Here is a 19,956-nt window from a genome sequence, read left to right as displayed (position 1 = left end):
ACCGACCGCCGGACGCCAGAACGACCGCACCGTGCTCGCAAAGGAGCGAACCCGTGTCACTACCCCCTGCCCCCGCGCTCGGGTCGACGAACGACCCCGGCCTGAAGTCCGCCATCGGCAAGGCGACGAAGCACCTCATGCCGATGCTCGTCATCCTGTACTTCGTCGCGTTCCTCGACCGCACGAACGTCGGCTTCGCCGAAGAGGCCCTGCGCGTCGACCGCGGCATCTCCGACGCCGCCTTCGCCCTGGGCGCCGGCATCTTCTTCATCGGCTACGCGATCTTCGAGATCCCGTCGAACCTGCTGCTCAAGCGGTTCGGTGCGCGCTTCTGGCTCGCCCGCATCGCCGTCACGTGGGGCATCGTCGCCGCACTGTTCGCCTTCACGACGAACGACACGATGTTCATCATCCTGCGGTTCATCCTGGGTGTGACCGAGGCCGGGCTGTTCCCGGGCGTGATCATGTACCTGTCCGAGTGGTTCCCGAACAAGGTGCGCGTGCGCATGTTCGCGATCTTCTACCTGGCGCAGCCGTTCTCGCAGATGATCGGCGCCCCGCTGTCCGGCGGCCTCATCAGCGTCGGTGACCAGGTCACCCCGTTCCACGGCTGGCAGGTCATGTTCGCCGGCGAGGGGATCCTCGCGGTGCTGGCGGGCATCGCGGCCCTGGTGTTCCTGACGAACAGTCCGCAGCAGGCGAAGTGGCTCGAACCGGGCGAGAAGGCGTCGCTCACCGCGGCCATGGAGCGCGAGGACACCGCCCGCAGCGAGGACGGCCCGAAGGGCATCTGGCGCGCGATGGCGAGCGGGCGCGTCTGGTACTTCACGATCATCTACTTCTGCCTGCAGGTCGCCGTGTACGGCACGACGTTCTACCTGCCGCAGCAGGTGTCCTCGCTGCTCGGGCAGGACGTCGGCTGGCAGGTCGGTCTGGTGTCCGCGATCCCGTGGCTCGTCGGGCTCGTCGCCTGCTACCTGATCGGGTCGCGTGCGGACTCCGTCGGACGCCGTCGTCGCTGGGGCACCCTGTTCTACGTCACGACCGGTCTGTCGATCCTCGGCTCGGCGTGGGCGGGTGCGAACGGGCAGCCGGTGCTCGGCATCCTGTTCATCACCCTGGCCGTCGCGAGCTTCCTGGCCGTCGGCCCCATCACCTGGGCGTACCCGACGGCGTTCCTGACCGGTGCCGCAGCCGCCGCGGGCATCGGCCTGATCAACTCGCTCGGCAACCTCGGCGGGTTCGTCGCCCCGATCATGCGCACCGCGATCAACGAGGTGGTGCCCACCGACAGCGGTGCGTTCGGCATCGTCTCGCTCGGCGTCCTGGCGTTCGTCGCCGCGGTGATGATCTTCTGCACCAAGTTCTTCCGCGGGGCCAAGGCCGACGAGCTGCTCGACACCTCGCACGTCCGCACCACCGACCCGAAGGGCAGCAAGCGATGACCAGACTGTTCAACGACCCGGCGGACTTCGCCGACGAGGCGACCGACGGCTTCGTCGCCGCGACCGAGCGGTGGGTGCGGAAGGTGCACGGCGGCGTCGCCCGCGCCACCACGAGCCCCGACGGCACGGTCGCGGTCGTGATCGGTGGCGGCTCGGGGCACTACCCCGCGTTCGGCGGACTGGTCGGACACGGACTGGCCGCCGGTGCCGCGATGGGCAACCTGTTCGCCAGCCCCAGCGCCCAGCAGGTCACCGGGGTCGCGAAGGCCGCGGAGCACGGGGGCGGTGTGCTGCTCAGCTACGGCAACTACGCCGGTGACGTCCTGAACTTCGACGCCGCGGCGCGCACGCTCGAGGCCGACGGCATCCCGGTCCGGACGGTCCGCGTCACCGACGACGTGACGAGCGCCCCGGCCGACGAGCGCGCGAAGCGCCGCGGCATCGCGGGTGACCTCTGCGTCTTCAAGGTCGCCGGCGCCGCCGCAGAGCGCGGGGACGACCTCGACACGGTCACCGCCGTCGCCGAACGGGCGAACGACCGGACGCGCAGCTTCGGCGTCGCGTTCTCCGGGTGCTCCCTGCCCGGTGCCGAGGAACCCCTGTTCACGGTGCCCGAGGGCCGGATGGCGGTCGGCATGGGCATCCACGGCGAGCGTGGCATCGACGAGACGGACGTGCCGTCGGCCGACGGTCTGGCCGAGCTGCTGGTGTCCCGGCTGCTCGACGAACTGCCCGACGGCGTGACGCTCGAGGGCCAGCGGGTGGTCCCGATCCTGAACGGCCTGGGCTCGGTCAAGTACGAGGAGCTCTTCGTCGTCTACCGCTCGGTGCAGCGGCGCCTGGCGGACGCCGACGTCGTCATCGTGGAGCCCGAGGTCGGCGAACTCGTCACGAGCTTCGACATGGCCGGGGTCTCCCTGACGCTCTTCTGGCTCGACGACGAGCTCGAGGAACTCTGGGCAGCACCCGCGGACACGCCCGCCTACCGCAAGGGCGGTGCGGTCGCCGAACAGCGCGTCGACCCGTCCACCGTGGCGGCGGACGCCGAGGGCGTCGGCATCGGCCAGGCGACCGACGAGTCCCGTGCGGTCGCCGAGCAGGTCGCCGCCGGGTTCGCGGCGGTCCGAGCCGTCCTCGACCAGCACGCCGACGAACTCGGGCGCATCGACGCGGTCGCGGGTGACGGCGACCACGGCATCGGGATGCAGCGCGGATCGCACGCCGCCGACGTCGCAGCCGCCGACGCGGTCAGCCGCGGTGCCGGTGCCGGCACCGTCCTGCTGGTCGCCGCGGATGCCTGGTCCGACAAGGCCGGCGGCACGTCCGGTGCGATCTGGGGTGCCGCCCTGGAGGCACTGGGTCGCGTGGTCGGGGACGACTCGCGTCCGTCGGGTGCCACCGTCGCGCAGGGGGTCCGCGCGGCCACCGAGGCCGTGCTCGCGTTCGGCGCCACCGTCGGTGACAAGACGATGGTGGACGCCCTGGTGCCGTTCGACGAGGTGCTCCGCACCCGGCTCGACGCCGGGACGGCGCTCGCCGAGGCCTGGGGCGACGCCGTCCGTGCCGCTCGCGAAGCCGCCGACGCCACGGAGTCGCTGGTGCCGAGGATGGGCCGGGCGCGCACCCATGCCGACCAGGCCGTCGGCACCGCGGACCCCGGCGCGCTGTCGTTCGCCCTCGTCGTGGAGACGGTCGCCCCGTGATCACCGTCGGGGTGTCGCTGAAGACGTACTTCTCGCATGCCCGGACGCTGTCGTGGGCGGCCGAGGTCGGCGACATCGCCCGGCGACACCCCGCGGTGCGCTCGGGTGCGGCGACGCTGTTCGTGGCGCCGACGTTCCCGGCGCTGGTGCCCGTCCGCGACGTGCTCTCCGGGTCGGGAGTGCTCCTCGCCGCGCAGGACCTGTCGTGGGCCGACGCGGGCGCGTTCACCGGCGAGGTCTCCGGCGCCGAACTGCGGGAGATCGGTGTCGACCTGGTCGAGATCGGGCACGCCGAACGGCGCTCCCTGTTCCACGAGGACGACGCGACGATCGCGGGGAAGGTGCACGCGGCCTTCCGCAACCACCTGCGTCCGCTGGTCTGCGTCGGGGAGCCGGACCGGGCCTCCGATCCGACCGAGGCCGTGGCGGCGGTGACCGCGCAGCTCGACCGGGCCGTCTCGACCGCCGTCGCGGAGGGTCTCGCCGGACCCCTGACCGTCGCCTACGAGCCGGTGTGGGCGATCGGCGCACCGGCACCCGCACCGGACGACCACATCGTGGCGGTGCTCGCCGGGATCGAGCAGCACCTCGGCACCCGGCCCGAGCTGCACGGCAGCACCGTCCTCTACGGGGGCAGTGCCGGACCGGGCCTGCTCACCCGGGGGCAGGGCCGGATCGGCGGGCTGTTCCTCGGACGGTTCGCGCACGACCCCGCGGCGGTCGAGGCGATCCTCGACGAGGTCGCGGCGCTCAGCTGAGCTGGTCGCGCACCGGCCGTGGGGCGCGACCGAGCAGCTCGCCGAGCAGCGGATCGGTGCCGGCGAACAGGCCCCGCTCGGCGGCCTGGTACATGCCGAGCAGGAACCCGACCATGTGCGGGTCCTGCCCCGCGGCCAGCGCACGGGCACGCCACTCGTCCTCGCCCAGGGCCTCGAACCCGATCGTCCGACCGGACACCTCGGACGCCTGCCGAGCCAGGTCGGCGAAGGTCGGCGCGTCCGGAGCGGTGAGCGTCACCGGCCCGTCGAACGGCTGATCGGCGAGCAGGATCGCGGCGGCTGCCTCGGCGGCGTCCTCGCGGGCGGTCCACGACACCGGGCCGTCGACGGGGACGGACACCGTGCCGGTCTCCTGCCACGGGCCCGTCATCCAGGCGGCGCTGTGCGCGTAGAAGCCGTTCCGCAGGCTCGTCCACGGCAGCCCGGAGTCGCGGAGCAGGTCCTCGGTGGCGGCGTGGTGCGCGGCGGGCACGAAGGGCGAACCGTGCGCGGCGCCCTGGTGGCTCGTGTACAGGACCCGGCCGACGCCGGCGTCCACGGCTGCGTCGACCGCGGCACGGTGCAGCGCGACGGCGTCGGCGGCCGGGTCGCTCGACGAGACGAGCAGGAGCTGGTCGGCGTCCGCGAAGGCCGCCGGCAGGGTCTCCGGTTCGGCGTAGTCGCCGCGGCGGACCTCGACGCCGCGGTCGGCGAACCGCTGTGCTCGGGCCGGCTCACGGGTCACCACCGCCAGGTCGGACGGCGCGAGGTGCTCGAGCAGGTGGTCGGCGGTCGCGCCGTTGAGGGCTCCGGTGGCCCCGGTGATGACGATCATGACTTCTCCGTATCGGTGGAAACAGCGCTCTGGTAGCGCCGGTAACACAGTGATAGCACAGATCCGTTATCGTTGTTCCGTGATCGAGCAGGGAAGCCAGCGCGACGAGACGCGTGCGCGCATCGTCGAGGTCGCCGGCACCATGCTGCGCGAACGCGGTGCCGCGGCGGTGACCACGCGGGCGGTCGCGGACGGCGCAGGCGTCCAGGCACCGACCATCTACCGGCTGTTCGGCGACAAGGACGGTCTGCTCGAAGCGGTCGCCGAGCACGCGATGGCGATGTTCTCGGCGATGAAGGCCGACGCTGTCCGGGCTGCTCGTGACGAGGCGACCGACCCCGTCGAGGACCTGCGCACCGGGTGGTCGATGACGATCGGCTTCGGGCTGGCGAACCCCGACCTGTTCGTGCTGTTGAGCGACCCGGAGCGCGGCCGTCGGTCGGCAGCCGCCCGCGCCGGTACCGCGCTGCTCGCCGAACGCATCCAGCGGGTGGCCGAGGCCGGACGACTGGCCGTGCCGGAACACCGCGCGGTCGAGCTCGTGCACGCGGCCGGCACCGGTGCGGTGCTCGCGATCCTGGCCGCTCCGGCGGACGAGCGGGACCCGTCACTCGCCGATGACGTCCTCGACGCGGTGCTCGGGCGGATCCTCGTACCGAGCGGGCCGACCAGGGACGACGGCGGCGCGGCCCCGGGTGGTCGCGGTCGGGGGACTGACGCCGTGACGAGCGCCGCGATCACGCTCCGTGCCGCAGCGCCCCGGCTCGATCGACTGTCGGCAGCCGAGCGGACGATGCTCGCGGAGTGGCTCGACCGGATCGCCGCGGACTAGCCCTCGCGGGTGCCCGCCAGCCCGTGGTCGTGGGCGTAGACGACGAGCTGCACCCGGTCGCGCAGCGACAACTTGCCGAGGATGCTCGAGATCTGGGTCTTCACCGTCGACTCGGTGACGTACTCCTTCGTGGCGATCTCGGCGTTCGACAGGCCGCGGGACGCCCACCCGAACACGACGCGCTCCCGCTCGGTCAGGGTGGCGAACTCCGGCGGCTGGGGTGCGGGGGCCCGGGCGACGTCGGTGCCGAACAGCTGCGCGAGGTCGTTCGGGGCGATGACCGAGCTGCCCTCGTGCACGGCCCGCACCGCGGCGAACAGGAACGGCGGCGTGGTGTCCTTGAGCAGGAACCCGCTGGCGCCGAGCCGGATCGCGGTCGCCGCTGCCGGGTCGAGCCCGAAGGTGGTGAGCACGACGACGCGGGGCAGTGGGCCCGGGACGGCGCCGGAGTAGAGCTGTCGGACGGTCTCCACGCCGTCCATGCCGGCCATCCGCATGTCGAGCAGCACCACGTCGGGGCGCACCTCGGGGATGAGTGCGAGCGCTTCGGCCCCGTCGGAGGCCTCGCCGACCACGCGCATGTCGTCCTGGGCGTCGAGCACCACCCGGAGCCCGGCGCGGAACAGCGCCTGGTCGTCGGTGAGCAGGATCCTGATCGGTTCGGTCATCGGACGGGTCCCCCTTGGACGTCGAACGGGATGCGGGCGCGTGCCGTGAACACGTCGTCCAGCACGGCGGCGTCGAACGACCCACCGAGGGCGCCGAGGCGCGAGTCCATGCCGTCGATCCCGCGGCCCGAGCCGGCGGTGGTGCCGTCTCCGGCGACGTTCTCGACCTCGAGCACCAGGTCGGCGTTCCGCCAGGTCTCCCGCACGACGACCGGGTTGCCGGGGGCGCCGTGGCGCAGGGCGTTCGTGAGCATCTCCTGCAGCACGCGGCGGGCAGCGGTGCCGGTGTCCGGGCGCAGGGCCAGGGGGACCCCGCGCACCGTGCGGTCGACGTCGACCCCGGCGTCGCGGATGCCCTGCACGATCTCCTCGAGCGAACCCGGGCCGGTCGCCTCGGCGGAGCCGTCGATGTGCCCGAGGACCTGTCGGACCTCGACCAGGGAGCTGCGGGCGGTGCTCGCGATGGTGGCGCTGACCGCTCGGATGCGCGCCTCGTCGTCGAGGAACGGCACCGAGTCGGCCTGCGCGATGATGACCGCGAGCGAGTGGCCGACGACGTCGTGCACGTCGCGGGCGATGTCCGCGCGGATGCGCTCGGACTCGGCGACGTCGATCGCGCGGGTGGCGGTGGCCTCGGCCTCGGTGGCGACGGCTTCGGCACGTGATGCTGCGGCCTCGGCGTCGGCACGGCGCTCCGACTCGCGGTCGCGCGAGCGGAAGGCCCGGACGGCGACCCCGCCCGCCCAGACCCCGAGCAGCGCGGTCACCGGGGCGGCCATCGCCAGGAACGCCTGGTCGCGCGGGCCGTTGATGAGCACGAGGAACCGGAAGCCGGTCGACGCCAGGTAGACCGTCGCACCCGCTCCGGCGACGACCGCGAGCACGCCCGAGACGACGACCTCGGTGCGGGTGCCGACGACCGCGGCGGTGCCGATCACGACGAACAGCGCGAGGTCCACCAGCGACGGGCGCTCGCCGCCGCCGACCTGGATCACCCCGAGGACGACCACCATGGCCATCGCGGCGGACGGGGAGATGCGACGCAGGGCGATCGCCACCGAGGCCGACAGGACCGCGGCGAGGCTCGCGTGCTCGAGCTCGAGGTCGATGGGCAGCAGGAAGACGAACGCCGCCAGGACCGCCCAGGCCACGTCGATGACGATCGACCGGGTGGCGAGCGGCCGGAGGAACCTGCCCCGTTCGGTCACGAGAGCGATCCTCCCATGCCGTACCGGCGTCACGCGGGCGGGGCCATGGCCATCAGTGCGATGACGGTGGCGACCACGATCGCCGCGCAGAGCAGCAGGGTGGCGATCGTGTGCTTGGTCGAGGTCTGCATGCTCCCAAGCCTGCGCAACCGGACGGCCGAGGGCATCGGGCGGTCGACCGAAGGGCCTCGTCCTGCCGGGTGAAGCCGACGGTTGACCCGGATCCGTGGAACGGCGCATCCGGGACACCCTCTGCGTGATCCGGCCACCTTGGACGGCCGCTCAGTGCCCCCGGCGAACCATCGGCCGTGCAATCGCTCGATCGAGACGAAGGAGCACGATTTGTACTTCCACAAGCAGGAACTCCAGTTCAAGGCAACGCCCGACAAGCCCGACGCGATCTACGCCCGCAAGCTGCAGGAGGTGCTCGGTGGCCAGTACGGAGAGATCTCCGTCGCGCTGCAGTACCAGTTCCAGGCGTGGAACATGCACATCCCCGGCAAGTACCGCGACATGGTGTTCGGCATCGGCGCCGAGGAGATGGGCCACGTCGAGATGCTCGCGACGATGATCGCGCAGCTGCTCGAGAAGTCCCCGCTCGGCATCACCGAGGACGCGCTGCAGGACGACCCCACGGTCGCCGCGATCGTTGGTGGCACCGACGTCCAGCACGCGATCGTCGCCGGTGCGGGCGCCCGCCCGGTGGACAGCAACGGCAACCCCTGGCAGGGCTCGTACATCACCGCCAGCGGCAACCTGCTCGCCGACTTCACGGCGAACGAGAACGCCGAGATGCAGGGTCGTGTGCAGGCCGCCCGGCTCTACCACATGACCGACGACCACGGCGTGCGGGACCTGCTGTCGTTCCTCATCGCCCGCGACACCATGCACCAGAACATGTGGGCGACCGCTGCCGCCGAGCTGCGCGAGAAGGGCGTCGAGGGCTTCCCCGTGCCGAGCAACTTCCCGCAGTCGAAGGAGAACCAGGAGGTCAACTACCAGTACCTCAACTTCTCCGACGGTGCCGAGGCGAAGAACGGCCCCTGGGCGAGCGGCCCCTCGTTCGACGGCAAGGGCGAGTACTCGTACCACGACGGCCCGACCACCTCGGTCCCGATGCCCCCGCCCACGCACCCCGACGTCCGGCTCTACGGCACCACCGAGCTGCCGAACGTCGTCGAGAAGACGGCCGGCCTGGTGCAGGACAAGCTGAACAAGGAGTAGTCCCGACGGTCGCCCACGCGACCGACGGATGACAGGAGGCCCGGCGCACGACGTGCACCGGGCCTCCTGTCCGTCAGGTGGTCACCGCACCGACGGGGCGGACCCGCCCACGGTCATCAGCGCCCCCGTCTCGGGTTCTTCGTCGCGGGGTGCCTCGAAGATGCCCGAGTAGGCGCGGACCGCGCTCCACCCCGCGATCAGCAGGGCCGTGCCGAGGACCGCCGCGACCCAGGGCGCCAGGAGCGACTGCTCGAACAGCCGGGGCGCGGCGACCCAGGTCAGGAACGCGCCGGTCAGGCTGCCAGTCGCCCCGAGGAGCACGGCGGTGCGCCGGTCCAGACTCGTCAGCGCGAGCGCCGCGGTGACGACGAGGACCGCGACCACCGCGTTCAGCAGGACGGACGTCATCGCTCAGCTCCTCACTCGGCGGCGCCGGAACCGGCGGCACCGGAGCCGACCGCGAGCTGCTCGGACGCGCCACCGACGGTGACGGCGATCTTGCGCGGCTTCGCGGACTCCTTGACGGGGATCGTGACGCTCAGCACGCCGTTGTCGTACCCGGCGGTGATGCGCTCGGCGTCCAGGCCGTCGCCGAGCGTCAGCTGCCGGACGAACGTGCCGGGCTGGCGCTCACGGGTGAGCCACTGCGAGCCCTCGGGCGCGCCCAGGGTGCGCTCGGCGCGGATGGTCAGGACGGAGCCGTCCACGTCGATGTCGACGGAGCCCGGGTCGATGCCGGGCAGGTCGACGTCGAGGACGTAGTGGTCCCCGGTGCGGTACAGGTCCATCGGCATCGAGCGCGGGCCGGCGGCGGTGCCGAGGAGCGAACCCGCGAGTCGGTCGAGCTCGCGGAACGGATCGAAGTTCATCGTCATCGAAATCAACTCCTTCGTGGTTCTCGTTGAGTCCCCTCGACTCAACTGCCACCGTTTTAGCACTCGACCCTGGTGAGTGCCAAGAGATCGCTCGGAGGACGCCGAGAACTCAGCCGAGCAGGGGCTCGAGCCGCGCGACCGCCGTCCGCAGGTGCACCAGGGCCTGGCCAGGAGACTCCACCCGGGCCGCGGGCGCGGACAACGTCAGCCCCGCCACGAGCTCACCGCGCTCGCCGCGGACGGGCAGTGCCAAGCACCCGAAGCCCCGCACGAAGGCACCGACCTGCGACGCCGAGGCGCCGCCGGCTGCGTGCAGCCGCCCCATCGCGCTCGACCCGGGTGCCGATCGCAGGGCGGTCGCGTCGAGGAGCGGGAAGTCCGGGTCGACGTCGACGTCGCAGATCCCGTCGGCGTCGTACCGGGCCAGGTGCACCCCGGCGCGGACCGCCGAGCGCACGTCGGACAGAACGGACCGGACGGCGCGGGGGAGTGGTGGGACCGACTGGGCCGCGGCCGGGGCGACACCGGCGAGCTCCGAGACCTTGTGTCCCAGCGCGAAGCCCCGCAGGTCCGGCAGCCGTACCAGGTACTCGTCCTCCACGAGCAGCGTGATGAGCCGGTAGGTGGTCGCCCGCGGCATCCCGAGCGCGTCCGAGATCTGCTGGGCGGTGACGCCGGGCCCGGCGTGCGCGACCGCCTCGAGCACCGCGAGGGCGTTCTGGATCGCCTTCGGCTGCCGCGCGCGGAGACCGGGTTCGCTCACCGCACCCCCGTCCCGGGGCCGGGTCCGGCGGACGACCGGGAGGCGCCCAGCAGGTCCGCTTCGACCGGCACGTCGTACACCGCCCGGCTCCGACCCCGTCGCCAGGGTCGCCGACGGGTCGCCACCAGGAACGCGACGACGACCGCGGTGACGGCCCCGACGGCGAGGACGACGGCCGGCCACCGGGGCGATGCGGCCTCGACCCCGACGTAGGTGAGCAGCACGGCGGTGAGCAGGACACCGGTCGTCACCGCGGTGGTCGCCACCCCGGTCGTCAGCTCGCCGATGCGGCGCAGGAACACCGGAGCCGCGAAGCACGTCATCGCGTACGCCGTCAGGTACCCGAGTGCCGCGACGACGAGTTCGGCCTCCATCAGGGACCAGGTCGGGATGCCGGTGAGGAGCCCGAGGACGGGCAGCGCGGTCAGCACCGAGCACGCCAGCACGCCTGCGACGAAGGGTGTCCGGAACCGGGGCGACGCCCGCCCGAGCGCTGCGGGCAGCACCCCTTCACGGCCCATCGCGAACAGCACCCGGACGAGCGCCGTCGTCGAGGCGATCGCGCACGCGGCGAACGAGGCGGCGATCCCGAGGTCGAGCGCCCACCCGACCCACTGCATGCCGAAGGCCGTGGCGAGCTCGTTGACCGGCGAGGCGCTCGTGGCGAGGTCGGAGCCGATCGCGGCGAACCCGGTCTGCTGGGCGGCAGCGCTCACGACGTAGAGCGCGCCCGCGACCAGGACGGTCCACGAGATCGCGCGGGGGATCGCCTGGAACGGACGTCGGGCCTCCACGCCGAGCACCGACGCGCTCTCGAACCCGACGAAGGCGGTGACCGCGAGCGCCGTGCCCACCGCGAAGGGTGCCGGTGCGGTCGGACCGAGCGCGAGGGCGGACGTGTCGACGGGGTGCAGCCGTGCGACCAGGGCGACGATCAGCACGACGATGACGGCGACGGACAGGGTCTCGACGAGCAGGGTGAGGCGCGTCGACAACCGGACCCCGAGGGCGATGACGGCGAACACCGCGGCGCCCATGACGGTGACCACCACGACCGTGACCAGGGAGCCGGTGCCTGCCGTCGGGACGAACCGGGACAGCAGGTAGTCGAGGTAGTAGCCGCTGCCGGTGAGCGAGAACATCGCGATGAACCCGTAGCCGAGCAGCAGTGCGGCGCCCGCGACCACACCGGCCGCCGGCCCCAGGCCGAGTGAGACGTAGGTGTAGAGCGAGCCGGTGCCCGCCACGCGTCGGACGAACTGGTTCACGGTGCGTCCGACCAGGAACGACAGCGCCATCGCGGCGAGCAGGGACCACGTCGCGCCCTGCCCGGCGACGGTCGCGACGAGCACCGGGATCGTGGTGGCCGCCGCCGACGGTGCGACCGCCGACACCGACTGCGCCAGCACGTCGACCGGGCCGACGCTCCGCCGGGACAGCCCGTCGACGGGGGAGCGCGTGCCGACGCCCGGCACCCGGGGCGGGTCGGCGATGGCACGGTCGAGCGCGGTCATGCGGCAACGGTACGGGCGCTGCGTTGCCCCGGTGTCTCGGTCGTGTTTCGCGGTGGTCTCGGGCAAATGAGACGCCTCGTCCGGGCCGTCCCATTCGGGTGCGTGCGGGTTTCACACCCGTGGAACGGGGGCGCAACGGCAGCGCGGGACCGTGGTCCCACCCCGACCCAGTCACCCGAACCGGAAGGCCACGATGTCCAGCATCACGAAGGACCCCGCGTCACTCGGAGCCGTACCCGCACCGCAACGGACCATGCGCGGCTCGCTCGGCGTCACCGCGATCGTGTTCATGGTCGTCGCGGCCGCCGCCCCGCTCACCGTCGTCGGCGGTGCGGCCCCGCTGGGCATGCTGCTCGGCAACGGCGTCGGGTTCCCGTCGCTCTACGCCGCGTCCGCCGTGATCCTGCTGCTGTTCTCGGTGGGGCTGGCGGCGATGACCCGGCACCTGCCACGACCCGGCGCCTTCTTCACGTTCGTGGGGCACGGGCTCGGTCGTCCGGCCGGTGCGGGAGCGGCCACCCTGGCGCTGCTGACCTACACCACGATCCAGGTCAGCGTGCACGGCTACATCGGGTACCTGCTCGGGGTGACCGTCACGGGCCTCGGTGGGCCGGACATCCCCTGGTACGTGTGGTCCCTGGTCGTCGTGGCGCTCGTCGGGGTGCTGGGTTACCGGCACATCGACCTGTCGAGCAAGGTCCTCGGCGTCCTGCTCGTCGGCGAGGTCGGGATCGTGCTCGTCCTGGTCGCCGCGATCGTGTTCCGCGGCGGTGCCGACGGGCTCTCGTTCGCGCCGTTCGAACCGACCCACGTCATGTCCGGCTCACCCGGCGTCGGCCTCATGTTCGCCATCGCGGCGTTCATCGGGTTCGAGGCCACCGCGATCTTCCGCGACGAGGCGAAGGACCCGGAGCGCACGATCCCACGGGCCACCTACACCGCCGTCATCGGCATCGGGGTGTTCTACACGCTGGCGTCGTGGGGACTCGTGATGGCCTGGGGTCCGGACGGCGTGCTCGCCGAGGCCGCGAAGGACCCGGGCGCGCTCATCCTCACCACGGCGGCGCAGTACATCGGCACCGCGGGCGAGGCCGTCATGAACGTGCTGCTGCTCACGAGCATGTTCGCCTGCGTCCTGTCCTTCCACAACGTCATCACCCGGTACCAGCACTCGATGGCGAACGCCTCGCTCCTGCCCGGTCGTCTCGGCACGGTGCACCGCAAGCACGAGTCGCCGCACACCTCGAGCGTCGTGCAGACCGTCACCGCGGCCGTGCTCATGGTCCTGTTCGCCGTCCTCGGCCTCGACCCGGTCCTGCAGGTCTTCAGCTGGTTCGCCGGCGTCGCCACCCTGGGCGTGGCGATCCTGATGGCCGCGACGAGCCTCGCCGTCATCGTGTACTTCCGCCGGAACCGCGCCGACCGCCGCATCTGGAACACCGTCATCGCCCCGGTCCTGGGGTTCGTCGGGCTCGTCGCCTCGGCCGTCCTGATCTGGGCGAACTTCCCGACGCTCGTCGGTGACGTCGACGGTTCCGGAGCGAGCGTCTTCGGTGTCGTCAGCACCGTGCTCACCGGCCTCGTCGTGGTCGTGCCCGCCGTCGGCGTGCTGCAGGCCGTGGTGCTGCGCCGGCGCGACCGCCGCCGCTACGACCAGATGCTCGACCGTCTCGCCAGCGACGGCTGACCGACCCACCCGACCCGCGCCTCCAGACCGAACCGAAGGAACCACCAGCATGACCCTCACCGATCCCGTCACCGCCACCACCCACCCGCTCGCGAACCTGAGCCCCGACGAGTTCACCGCCGTCCGCGACGTCGTCACGGCGCAGCCGGACTGGACCGACACCACGCGCTTCGTCTACGTCGGCCTCGACGAGCCGCACAAGCAGCAGGTCCTGGCCTGGCAGGCCGGCGACGGTCCCCTGCCGGACCGCCGTGCCCGCGTGATGCTCCTCGACATGGCGACCGGACGCTCCACCGACGGCGTCGTCTCGATCACCGACCGGATCGTCCTGTCCACCGACGTGCTCGACGGGTCCCGTGGACAGCTGCCCGTCCTCATCGAGGAGTTCGACGCCGTCGGCGAGATCGCGAACGCGGACGAGCGCTGGGTCGCCGCCCTGGCGAAGCGCGGCCTGACGCCGGACGAGGTGAAGTGCGTCCCGCTGTCGGCCGGGTACTACGACTACCCCGAGGAGGAGGGGCGCCGGATCCTCCGCGTGCTCGCCTTCCGCCAGGACCACCCCGCCGACCACGTCTGGGCGCACCCCGTGGACGGCCTGTCCGTGTACGTCGACGCCGCCAACCGCGCGGTGACCCGCATCGTGGACGTCGCGGAGATGCCCGTACCCGCCACGTCCGGCAACTTCGACGACCCGGCGGTGCAGGGCGAACCGCTCGACCTCAAGCCGATCGTCATCACGCAGCCCGAGGGGCCGTCGTTCTCGGTCGACGGCGAGTTCGTCGAGTGGGCGAACTGGCGGTTCCAGGTCGGGTTCGACGCCCGCGAGGGGCTCGTGCTCCGGCAGCTGTCGTGGCAGGACGGTGCGCGGCTGCGGCCGATCGTCTACCGGGCCTCGATCGACGAGATGCTCGTGCCCTACGGTGACCCGTCGCCGGTGCGGTTCTGGCAGAACTACTTCGACACCGGCGAGTACCTGTTCGGACGCTTCACCAACTCGCTCGAGCTCGGCTGCGACTGCGTCGGCGAGATCAAGTACTTCGACGCCGTCCTGGCCGACGAGCTCGGCAACCCGCAGACCATCCGCAACGGCATCTGCATGCACGAGGAGGACTTCGGCACGCTGTGGAAGCACGGGGACATCTACACCGGGTCGCAGGAGGTCCGGCGCTCCCGTCGGCTGGTGATCTCGTTCTTCACCACCGTCGGCAACTACGACTACGGGTTCTACTGGTACCTGTACCTCGACGGCACGATCGAGTGCGAGGCGAAGCTCACCGGTGTCCTCTTCACCTCGTCGTACCCGGGTCGGACGGAGTCCGGTGCGGACTACCCGTACGCCTCCGAGGTCGCGCCCGGCCTCGGCGCCCCGTACCACCAGCACCTGTTCTCGGCACGGCTGGACATGATGGTCGACGGGCTGTCGAACGCGGTGGACGAGGTCGACGCCGTCCGGGTCCCGGTCGGCCCGGGCAACGAGCACGGCAACGCGTTCACGAAGTCGGTCACCCGGCTGTCGTCCGAGTCGACCTCCGGCCGTCTCGCCGACGCGTCGAAGGCCCGGACCTGGTTCATCTCGAACACCGAGGAGCGCAACCACCTCGACCGCCCGACCGGGTACGTGCTGTACCCGCAGGACGCCCCGGTGCTGCTCGCGGACGACTCGTCGTCGGTGGCCGCCCGCGCCGAGTTCGCACGGAAGCACCTGTACGTGACGCAGTACGACCCGGCCGAGCGTTTCGCCGCCGGTGACTTCGTGCACCAGAACCCCGGCGGGGACGGCCTCGCCCGGTACGTGCAGGGTGACCGTGCGCTCGACGGCGAGGACATCGTGCTGTGGCACACCTTCGGCCCCACGCACTTCCCCCGGCCCGAGGACTGGCCCGTCATGCCCGTCGACTACGCCAAGTTCACGCTCAAGCCGTACGGGTTCTTCCCGCGGAACCCGGCCCTGAACGTGCCGGCGTCGATCGGGGCGGCGGCCGGGTCGCACTGCTCGCACCACGTCTCCGGCGCCGTCGAGGCCGCACACGACGCAGCCGAGCACCAGCACGACCACGGGCACGACCACGGGGTCGGGCACTGACGTGACCGACCTGCTCGGGCTCGCGGCCATCGTGCCGGCGTCGGCCGGGGCCTGCTGCACGGTCGGGGCGTGGCGCCCCGGCCGTGCGGTCGACGTGGTCGCCGCGGTCGCGATGGTGGCGGCGATGGTCGACGGGGCGTTCGGACCCCGGGTCCTGCCGGGTGTCCTGTGGTTCCTGGTGCTGGCGTTCCTCGCCGTGGTGGTCGCCGGGGTGCACCGGTTGCAGTCCACGTCCGCCTGGAGGCGCGGGTCGGCTCAGCCGCCGGGCGCGGCTTCCGCACACGGCCGGTACGGGCGACTGCACGCTGCCCTGGGCCTGCTCGTGATGGGTGCGATGGGTGTCGGCATGGCGCACGACGCCGGCGCCGCGGGGATGCACCAGCACCTCGGGGTGGTCGCGGTGACGTGGCAGGTGGTGCTCGGCGGGTTGACCCTCGGGTACCTGGTGCTCACCGTCCACCTGCTCCGTGACGGCGTCCGGCGACGTTCGCGTCCGCTGCCGCTGGTCGAGACCCTGGCGATGGGGGTCGCGGTCGCGGTGATGTCCGCGGCGATGGTCTGAGGCGCGTGCCGCGTGCCGCGTGCCGCCGAACCGTTCGGCGCGCAAAACGTACACAGCGCGAATGGTTCGTTGAACTGACCGTTCACTTTGTGAAAGAGTTCAGCCGTCCGCAGGGGACACACGGCAAGCAAGAAGGGCGGGACACGACATGCACAGCACGTACTCCGGGATGCCTCGGACGGCACGGATCGGTGGCAGCCACACCCGCGTCGGTCTCACCGACCCGGCGATCATCGACGCCTACGTCGAGCGTCGCATCCAGGACCCCTCGCTGCTCGCCGGTCGTTCCGAACCGTCCTACGCGGACTTCTTCAGCACGCCTGCCGTTTAGCAAGGAGCGCATGACCCCATGCCGTTGACCGTCGTCCGTCGAGAGCACGTCCACCTCTACGCCCGCGAACCCGAGTCCGGGGTCGCGAAGACCGCCGTCGACGCGCTGCTCCGCCTGCAGCACGCCGAGGACCAGCAGATCGAGTCCGCCCGCATCGAGAGCGGCCTGTCGAAGAACGAGTTCCTCGCCGTCCGGTACATGCTCCAGGCACACCGGGACGGCCGCACCATGGGCCCGAAGGACCTCGCCGTGATGCTCGCCGTCTCGAACGCCTCGGTCACCAAGATCGTCGACGGGCTCGTGCAGAAGGGCCTGCTGTCGCGTACGGCGCACCCCACCGACCGTCGTGCGCAGGTGCTCGCCCCGACCGACCAGGCCGCCGAGAAGATCGACGCCTCGTACGCGCGCTTCCACGCGGCCGTCGTCGAGGTGCTCGAGCAACTCCCCGACGCGGACAACGCCGTCCTCGCCGACTCGCTCACGAAGATCGTCGACGCGCTCGCCGCGGGCACGCCCGCGCCGGTCGACGAGTACACGGTCGACGACCAGGACTGACGCGAGCGCGCCCGGCTGACGCGACCCGGCGGGTGCGACGCGACCCCGATACGGACTGGAGGCCCGTGGTGCGCCCGCCACGGGCCTCCAGTCCGGACGGTGGCGAGAAAACCTTCCAGCGGTAAGTTGGGTGCATGACCCACCCCGCGGACGACGCCGACGCGGCCCAGCCGCGCCGCGGCGGGTACCGCAAGGGTGCCGAGCGGCGCACGCAGATCCTGGACGAGATGATCCGCATGGTCGCGGAGCAGGGGGTCGACGCATCGTCGCTCCGCTCGGTGGCCGAGGCCCTCGGGATCACGCACGCGGCACTGCGCCACTACTTCCCGAGCCGTGACGAACTGCTGCTCGCCGTCTACCGGGAGCACGAGGTCCGCGAGCAGGGCGCGCCCGACCGGATGAAGTCGGCGATCGGCGACATGCGCGAGAGCGCATCGCGCAACCGGGCCGTGCCGGGGCTGGTGCAGCTGTACACGACCCTCGCGGCCGACGCCGTGCAGGAGGGCCACCCGGCCACGCGCGACTTCATGCGCGAACGCTTCGCCCGGCTGCGTGCTGAACTCGCCGAACTGATCGAGGCGGACCAGGCGAGCGGCCGGATCCGCGCCGACCTGGACCCGGTCGACCTGGCGAGCCTGAGCATCGCGGCATCCGACGGACTGCAGGTCCAGTGGCTGCTCGACCCCGACGCCGTCGACGGCGAGCGGGTGCTGCGGCTGCTCGAGCAGCTCGTCCCGCCGGTGCGCTGAGCGGCCAGGGGTACGCCCAGACCGCCGGTGGCACAGCGACCGGCCGGTAGAAGGGCAGCATGACCACTTCCACGCGCACACCGCTCGGCGTCACTCTCGTCGACGGGGGCGCCAACGTCGCCCTGTTCTCGAGCACCGCCGAGCGGGTCGAGTTCTGCACCTTCGACGACGACGGCACCGAGCACCGCACCGAGCTCCGCAACCGCACCGGCTACACCTTCCACGACGTCGTCCCCGGCGTGACCGTCGGCACCCGCTACGGCTTCCGCGTGCACGGCGCGTGGGACCCGGCGAACGGCCTGCGCCACAACGGCGCGAAGCTCCTGCTCGACCCCTACGCCACCGCGATCGACGGCGAGTACGAGTGGGGCCAGGCGCTCTTCGGTCACGACATGAACGAGCCCGAGCAGATCGACGAGACCGACTCGGCCAGCGCGATGCCCAAGTCCGTCGTCGCCGACCGGTCCTTCGACTGGGACGGTGACACCCTGCTGCGGACCCCGCTCGCCGACACCGTCGTGTACGAGGTGCACGTCAAGGGCTTCACGAAGCAGCACCCGGACGTCCCCGAGGAGATCCGCGGCACCTACGCCGGCATGGCCCACCCGGCGGCGATCAAGCACCTCACCGACCTCGGCGTCACCGCGGTGGAGCTGCTGCCGACGCACCAGTTCGTGCAGGACTCGACGCTCCTCGACAAGGGCCTCCGCAACTACTGGGGCTACAACAGCATCGGCTTCTTCGCGCCGCACGACGAGTACTCGTCCTCCGGCACCGCCGGGCAGCAGGTCGCCGAGTTCAAGGAGATGGTGAAGGCCCTGCACGCCGCCGGGCTCGAGGTCATCATGGACGTCGTCTACAACCACACCGCCGAGGGCAACCACATGGGCCCGACGCTGTCGTTCAAGGGGATCGACAACCAGTCGTACTACCGGCTGGTCGAGGGTGACGAGGCGAACTACTTCGACACCACCGGCACCGGCAACAGCCTGAACGTCGGGCACCCGGCGGCCCTCGGACTCATCATGGACTCGCTCCGGTACTGGGTCGAGGAGATGCACGTCGACGGCTTCCGGTTCGACCTGGCCACGACGCTCACCCGCCAGGACGGCGAGGCCGAGAAGCACTCCGCGTTCCTCGACATCATCCACCAGGACCCCGTGCTGCGCGAGGTCAAGATGATCGCCGAGCCGTGGGACACCGCCGGCTACCAGGTCGGCGGGTTCCCGGCCGACTGGTCCGAGTGGAACGGCAAGTACCGCGACGACCTGCGTGCCTTCTGGCGCGGCGACGAGGGCGCCCTCGGCGACGCTGTGCAGCGGGTCCTGGGCAGCCCGGACGTCTACGAGGGCTCGCGGCGCTCCCCGCTGTGCTCGATCGACTTCGTGACCGCCCACGACGGTTTCACCCTGGCCGACCTGACGATGTACGCCGACAAGCACAACGAGGCGAACGGCGAGGACAACAACGACGGCGAGAGCGACAACACCTCGTTCAACGGCGGCATCGAGGGCCCGACCGTTGACGGCGCGGTGAACGACTACCGCGACCGGCAGCGCCGCAACTTCCTCGGCACCCTGCTGCTCTCCGCCGGCGTGCCGATGATCCTGGGTGGCGACGAGCTCGCCCGCTCACAGGGCGGCAACAACAACGCGTACTGCCAGGACGACGAGATCTCGTGGTTCGACTGGGCCGCCGCCGACCAGGACCTGCTCGCCTTCACCACGGCGGCCATCGCGTTCCGTCGGCAGCACCAGGCGCTGCGTCCGGAGTGGTTCCGCACCGCGCCGGGTGACTCGGAGTCGACGGTGACCGTGCTCCGTGCCGACGCCGCCGGGTTCGAGGACGGCGACTGGGCGGACGGCGGCAACCGGGCCGTGACGCTCGTGCTGCACCAGGGCGACGACACCGTGGCCGTGCTGCTGAACGCGTCGGACACCACGGTCGAGTTCACGCTGCCGGAGCGTCCGGGTGGGGGCAACTGGTCCCTCGGGCTGTCGAGCGACCCCGACCAGGCCGTGGTGGGCGACGCGGCGACGCTGCTCGTGCGCGACGCGTCCTTCACCGCGCTGGTCTGACCGGCGCGGGCTCGCGCGGGGGCGTCGTTCGCGTCGCTCGTGTCGTGGTCTTCGCTTGGTGAGCAGCAATGGTCGGGTCCCCGTTC

19 protein-coding genes are annotated in these 19,956 nt (G+C 71.8%); 12 read left to right on the top strand and 7 right to left on the bottom strand.

Going from position 1 to position 19,956, the window contains the following annotated elements; all coding sequences use genetic code 11:
• Positions 1–53: 53 nt before the first annotated feature.
• Genes DEJ04_RS00535 through DEJ04_RS00525 form a run of 3 tightly spaced genes read left to right on the top strand, consistent with a single transcriptional unit; the run spans position 54 to position 3,906 of the window.
• Complete coding sequence (locus DEJ04_RS00535; protein ID WP_035809316.1) at positions 54–1,445, top strand: MFS transporter; 1,392 nt, start codon at positions 54–56, stop codon at positions 1,443–1,445.
• On the top strand, positions 1,442–3,148 hold the full coding sequence (locus DEJ04_RS00530; RefSeq protein ID WP_111045658.1) for a dihydroxyacetone kinase family protein: 1,707 nt from the start codon (positions 1,442–1,444) through the stop codon (positions 3,146–3,148). The genes DEJ04_RS00535 and DEJ04_RS00530 overlap by 4 nt, the downstream gene beginning before the upstream one ends.
• Positions 3,145–3,906 carry a triose-phosphate isomerase family protein gene (locus DEJ04_RS00525; protein WP_111045657.1) on the top strand — a complete coding sequence of 254 codons (762 nt, stop codon included), beginning with the start codon at positions 3,145–3,147 and terminating at the stop codon, positions 3,904–3,906. The genes DEJ04_RS00530 and DEJ04_RS00525 overlap by 4 nt, the downstream gene beginning before the upstream one ends.
• Here the strand turns inward: DEJ04_RS00525 and DEJ04_RS00520 are convergent.
• Positions 3,899–4,741, bottom strand: a complete 843-nt coding sequence (locus tag DEJ04_RS00520; RefSeq protein WP_111045656.1) for an NAD(P)H-binding protein — start codon at positions 4,739–4,741, stop codon at positions 3,899–3,901. The two genes, DEJ04_RS00525 and DEJ04_RS00520, sit on opposite strands and share 8 nt — an antisense overlap.
• Before the next feature lie 79 nt (positions 4,742–4,820).
• Between DEJ04_RS00520 and DEJ04_RS00515 the strand changes: the two genes are divergently transcribed.
• Positions 4,821–5,573 carry a TetR/AcrR family transcriptional regulator gene (locus tag DEJ04_RS00515; protein WP_258371264.1) on the top strand — a complete coding sequence of 251 codons (753 nt, stop codon included), beginning with the start codon at positions 4,821–4,823 and terminating at the stop codon, positions 5,571–5,573.
• On the opposite strand, the gene DEJ04_RS00510 is transcribed toward DEJ04_RS00515, so the two are convergent.
• On the bottom strand, positions 5,570–6,241 hold the full coding sequence (locus DEJ04_RS00510) for a response regulator transcription factor (RefSeq protein ID WP_111045654.1): 672 nt from the start codon (positions 6,239–6,241) through the stop codon (positions 5,570–5,572). The two genes, DEJ04_RS00515 and DEJ04_RS00510, sit on opposite strands and share 4 nt — an antisense overlap.
• On the bottom strand, positions 6,238–7,449 hold the full coding sequence (locus tag DEJ04_RS00505; protein WP_244993310.1) for a sensor histidine kinase: 1,212 nt from the start codon (positions 7,447–7,449) through the stop codon (positions 6,238–6,240). The genes DEJ04_RS00510 and DEJ04_RS00505 overlap by 4 nt, the downstream gene beginning before the upstream one ends.
• Positions 7,450–7,791: 342 nt before the next feature.
• Between DEJ04_RS00505 and DEJ04_RS00500 the strand changes: the two genes are divergently transcribed.
• Entirely contained in the window at positions 7,792–8,673 is an 882-nt protein-coding gene (locus DEJ04_RS00500) for a manganese catalase family protein (protein WP_071404423.1), read from the top strand.
• A gap of 81 nt (positions 8,674–8,754) precedes the next feature.
• On the opposite strand, the gene DEJ04_RS00495 is transcribed toward DEJ04_RS00500, so the two are convergent.
• From DEJ04_RS00495 to DEJ04_RS00480, 4 genes are all read right to left on the bottom strand, one after another.
• Positions 8,755–9,081 (bottom strand): hypothetical protein, encoded by a 327-nt coding sequence (locus tag DEJ04_RS00495; protein WP_111045653.1) that lies wholly within the window; start codon positions 9,079–9,081, stop codon positions 8,755–8,757.
• Between the two features lie 11 nt (positions 9,082–9,092).
• On the bottom strand, positions 9,093–9,548 hold the full coding sequence (locus tag DEJ04_RS00490) for an Hsp20/alpha crystallin family protein (RefSeq protein ID WP_071248766.1): 456 nt from the start codon (positions 9,546–9,548) through the stop codon (positions 9,093–9,095).
• A gap of 109 nt (positions 9,549–9,657) precedes the next feature.
• Complete coding sequence (locus DEJ04_RS00485; protein WP_258371263.1) at positions 9,658–10,311, bottom strand: helix-turn-helix domain-containing protein; 654 nt, start codon at positions 10,309–10,311, stop codon at positions 9,658–9,660.
• Positions 10,308–11,825 (bottom strand): APC family permease, encoded by a 1,518-nt coding sequence (locus tag DEJ04_RS00480; protein WP_111045652.1) that lies wholly within the window; start codon positions 11,823–11,825, stop codon positions 10,308–10,310. Before DEJ04_RS00480 ends, DEJ04_RS00485 begins: the two co-directional genes overlap by 4 nt.
• A 193-nt stretch (positions 11,826–12,018) precedes the next feature.
• Between DEJ04_RS00480 and DEJ04_RS00475 the strand changes: the two genes are divergently transcribed.
• The 7 genes from DEJ04_RS00475 (at position 12,019) to glgX (ending at position 19,870) form a co-directional block, all read left to right on the top strand.
• On the top strand, positions 12,019–13,512 hold the full coding sequence (locus DEJ04_RS00475) for an APC family permease (protein WP_111045651.1): 1,494 nt from the start codon (positions 12,019–12,021) through the stop codon (positions 13,510–13,512).
• Between the two features lie 49 nt (positions 13,513–13,561).
• Positions 13,562–15,595, top strand: coding sequence for a primary-amine oxidase (locus DEJ04_RS00470; protein ID WP_111045650.1), 2,034 nt, complete (start codon positions 13,562–13,564; stop codon positions 15,593–15,595).
• 1 nt (position 15,596) lies between these two features.
• Positions 15,597–16,157, top strand: coding sequence for a hypothetical protein (locus tag DEJ04_RS00465; RefSeq protein ID WP_111045649.1), 561 nt, complete (start codon positions 15,597–15,599; stop codon positions 16,155–16,157).
• Between the two features lie 148 nt (positions 16,158–16,305).
• The gene (locus DEJ04_RS00460; RefSeq protein ID WP_071248776.1) at positions 16,306–16,488 is read left to right on the top strand and encodes a hypothetical protein; all 183 of its coding nucleotides are present in this window, start codon (positions 16,306–16,308) and stop codon (positions 16,486–16,488) included.
• 18 nt (positions 16,489–16,506) lie between these two features.
• A complete protein-coding gene (locus DEJ04_RS00455; protein ID WP_071248777.1) occupies positions 16,507–17,043 on the top strand; it encodes a MarR family winged helix-turn-helix transcriptional regulator in 537 nt (178 codons plus the stop codon).
• Positions 17,044–17,177: 134 nt separating this feature from the next.
• Positions 17,178–17,792, top strand: coding sequence for a TetR/AcrR family transcriptional regulator (locus DEJ04_RS00450; RefSeq protein WP_027466979.1), 615 nt, complete (start codon positions 17,178–17,180; stop codon positions 17,790–17,792).
• A gap of 59 nt (positions 17,793–17,851) precedes the next feature.
• The gene (gene glgX / locus DEJ04_RS00445) at positions 17,852–19,870 is read left to right on the top strand and encodes a glycogen debranching protein GlgX (RefSeq protein ID WP_111045648.1); all 2,019 of its coding nucleotides are present in this window, start codon (positions 17,852–17,854) and stop codon (positions 19,868–19,870) included.
• The last annotated feature ends 86 nt before the right edge of the window (positions 19,871–19,956 follow it).

The organism is Curtobacterium sp. MCLR17_044 (assembly GCF_003234435.1).
Classification (GTDB): Bacteria; Actinomycetota; Actinomycetes; order Actinomycetales; family Microbacteriaceae; genus Curtobacterium; species Curtobacterium flaccumfaciens.
The sequence above is the reverse complement of the archived record's forward strand: the minus strand, read 5'-3'. Positions and strand labels throughout refer to the sequence as shown.

Coding starts and splice junctions, on each gene's coding strand:
- DEJ04_RS00530 (WP_111045658.1), top strand. CDS start 1,442: ATGACCAGACTGTTCAACGACCCGGCGGACTTCGCCGACGAGGCGACC.
- DEJ04_RS00520 (WP_111045656.1), bottom strand. CDS start 4,741: ATGATCGTCATCACCGGGGCCACCGGAGCCCTCAACGGCGCGACCGCC.
- DEJ04_RS00510 (WP_111045654.1), bottom strand. CDS start 6,241: ATGACCGAACCGATCAGGATCCTGCTCACCGACGACCAGGCGCTGTTC.
- DEJ04_RS00495 (WP_111045653.1), bottom strand. CDS start 9,081: ATGACGTCCGTCCTGCTGAACGCGGTGGTCGCGGTCCTCGTCGTCACC.
- DEJ04_RS00490 (WP_071248766.1), bottom strand. CDS start 9,548: ATGACGATGAACTTCGATCCGTTCCGCGAGCTCGACCGACTCGCGGGT.
- DEJ04_RS00480 (WP_111045652.1), bottom strand. CDS start 11,825: ATGACCGCGCTCGACCGTGCCATCGCCGACCCGCCCCGGGTGCCGGGC.
- DEJ04_RS00475 (WP_111045651.1), top strand. CDS start 12,019: ATGTCCAGCATCACGAAGGACCCCGCGTCACTCGGAGCCGTACCCGCA.
- DEJ04_RS00470 (WP_111045650.1), top strand. CDS start 13,562: ATGACCCTCACCGATCCCGTCACCGCCACCACCCACCCGCTCGCGAAC.
- DEJ04_RS00460 (WP_071248776.1), top strand. CDS start 16,306: ATGCACAGCACGTACTCCGGGATGCCTCGGACGGCACGGATCGGTGGC.
- DEJ04_RS00455 (WP_071248777.1), top strand. CDS start 16,507: ATGCCGTTGACCGTCGTCCGTCGAGAGCACGTCCACCTCTACGCCCGC.
- DEJ04_RS00450 (WP_027466979.1), top strand. CDS start 17,178: ATGACCCACCCCGCGGACGACGCCGACGCGGCCCAGCCGCGCCGCGGC.
- glgX (WP_111045648.1), top strand. CDS start 17,852: ATGACCACTTCCACGCGCACACCGCTCGGCGTCACTCTCGTCGACGGG.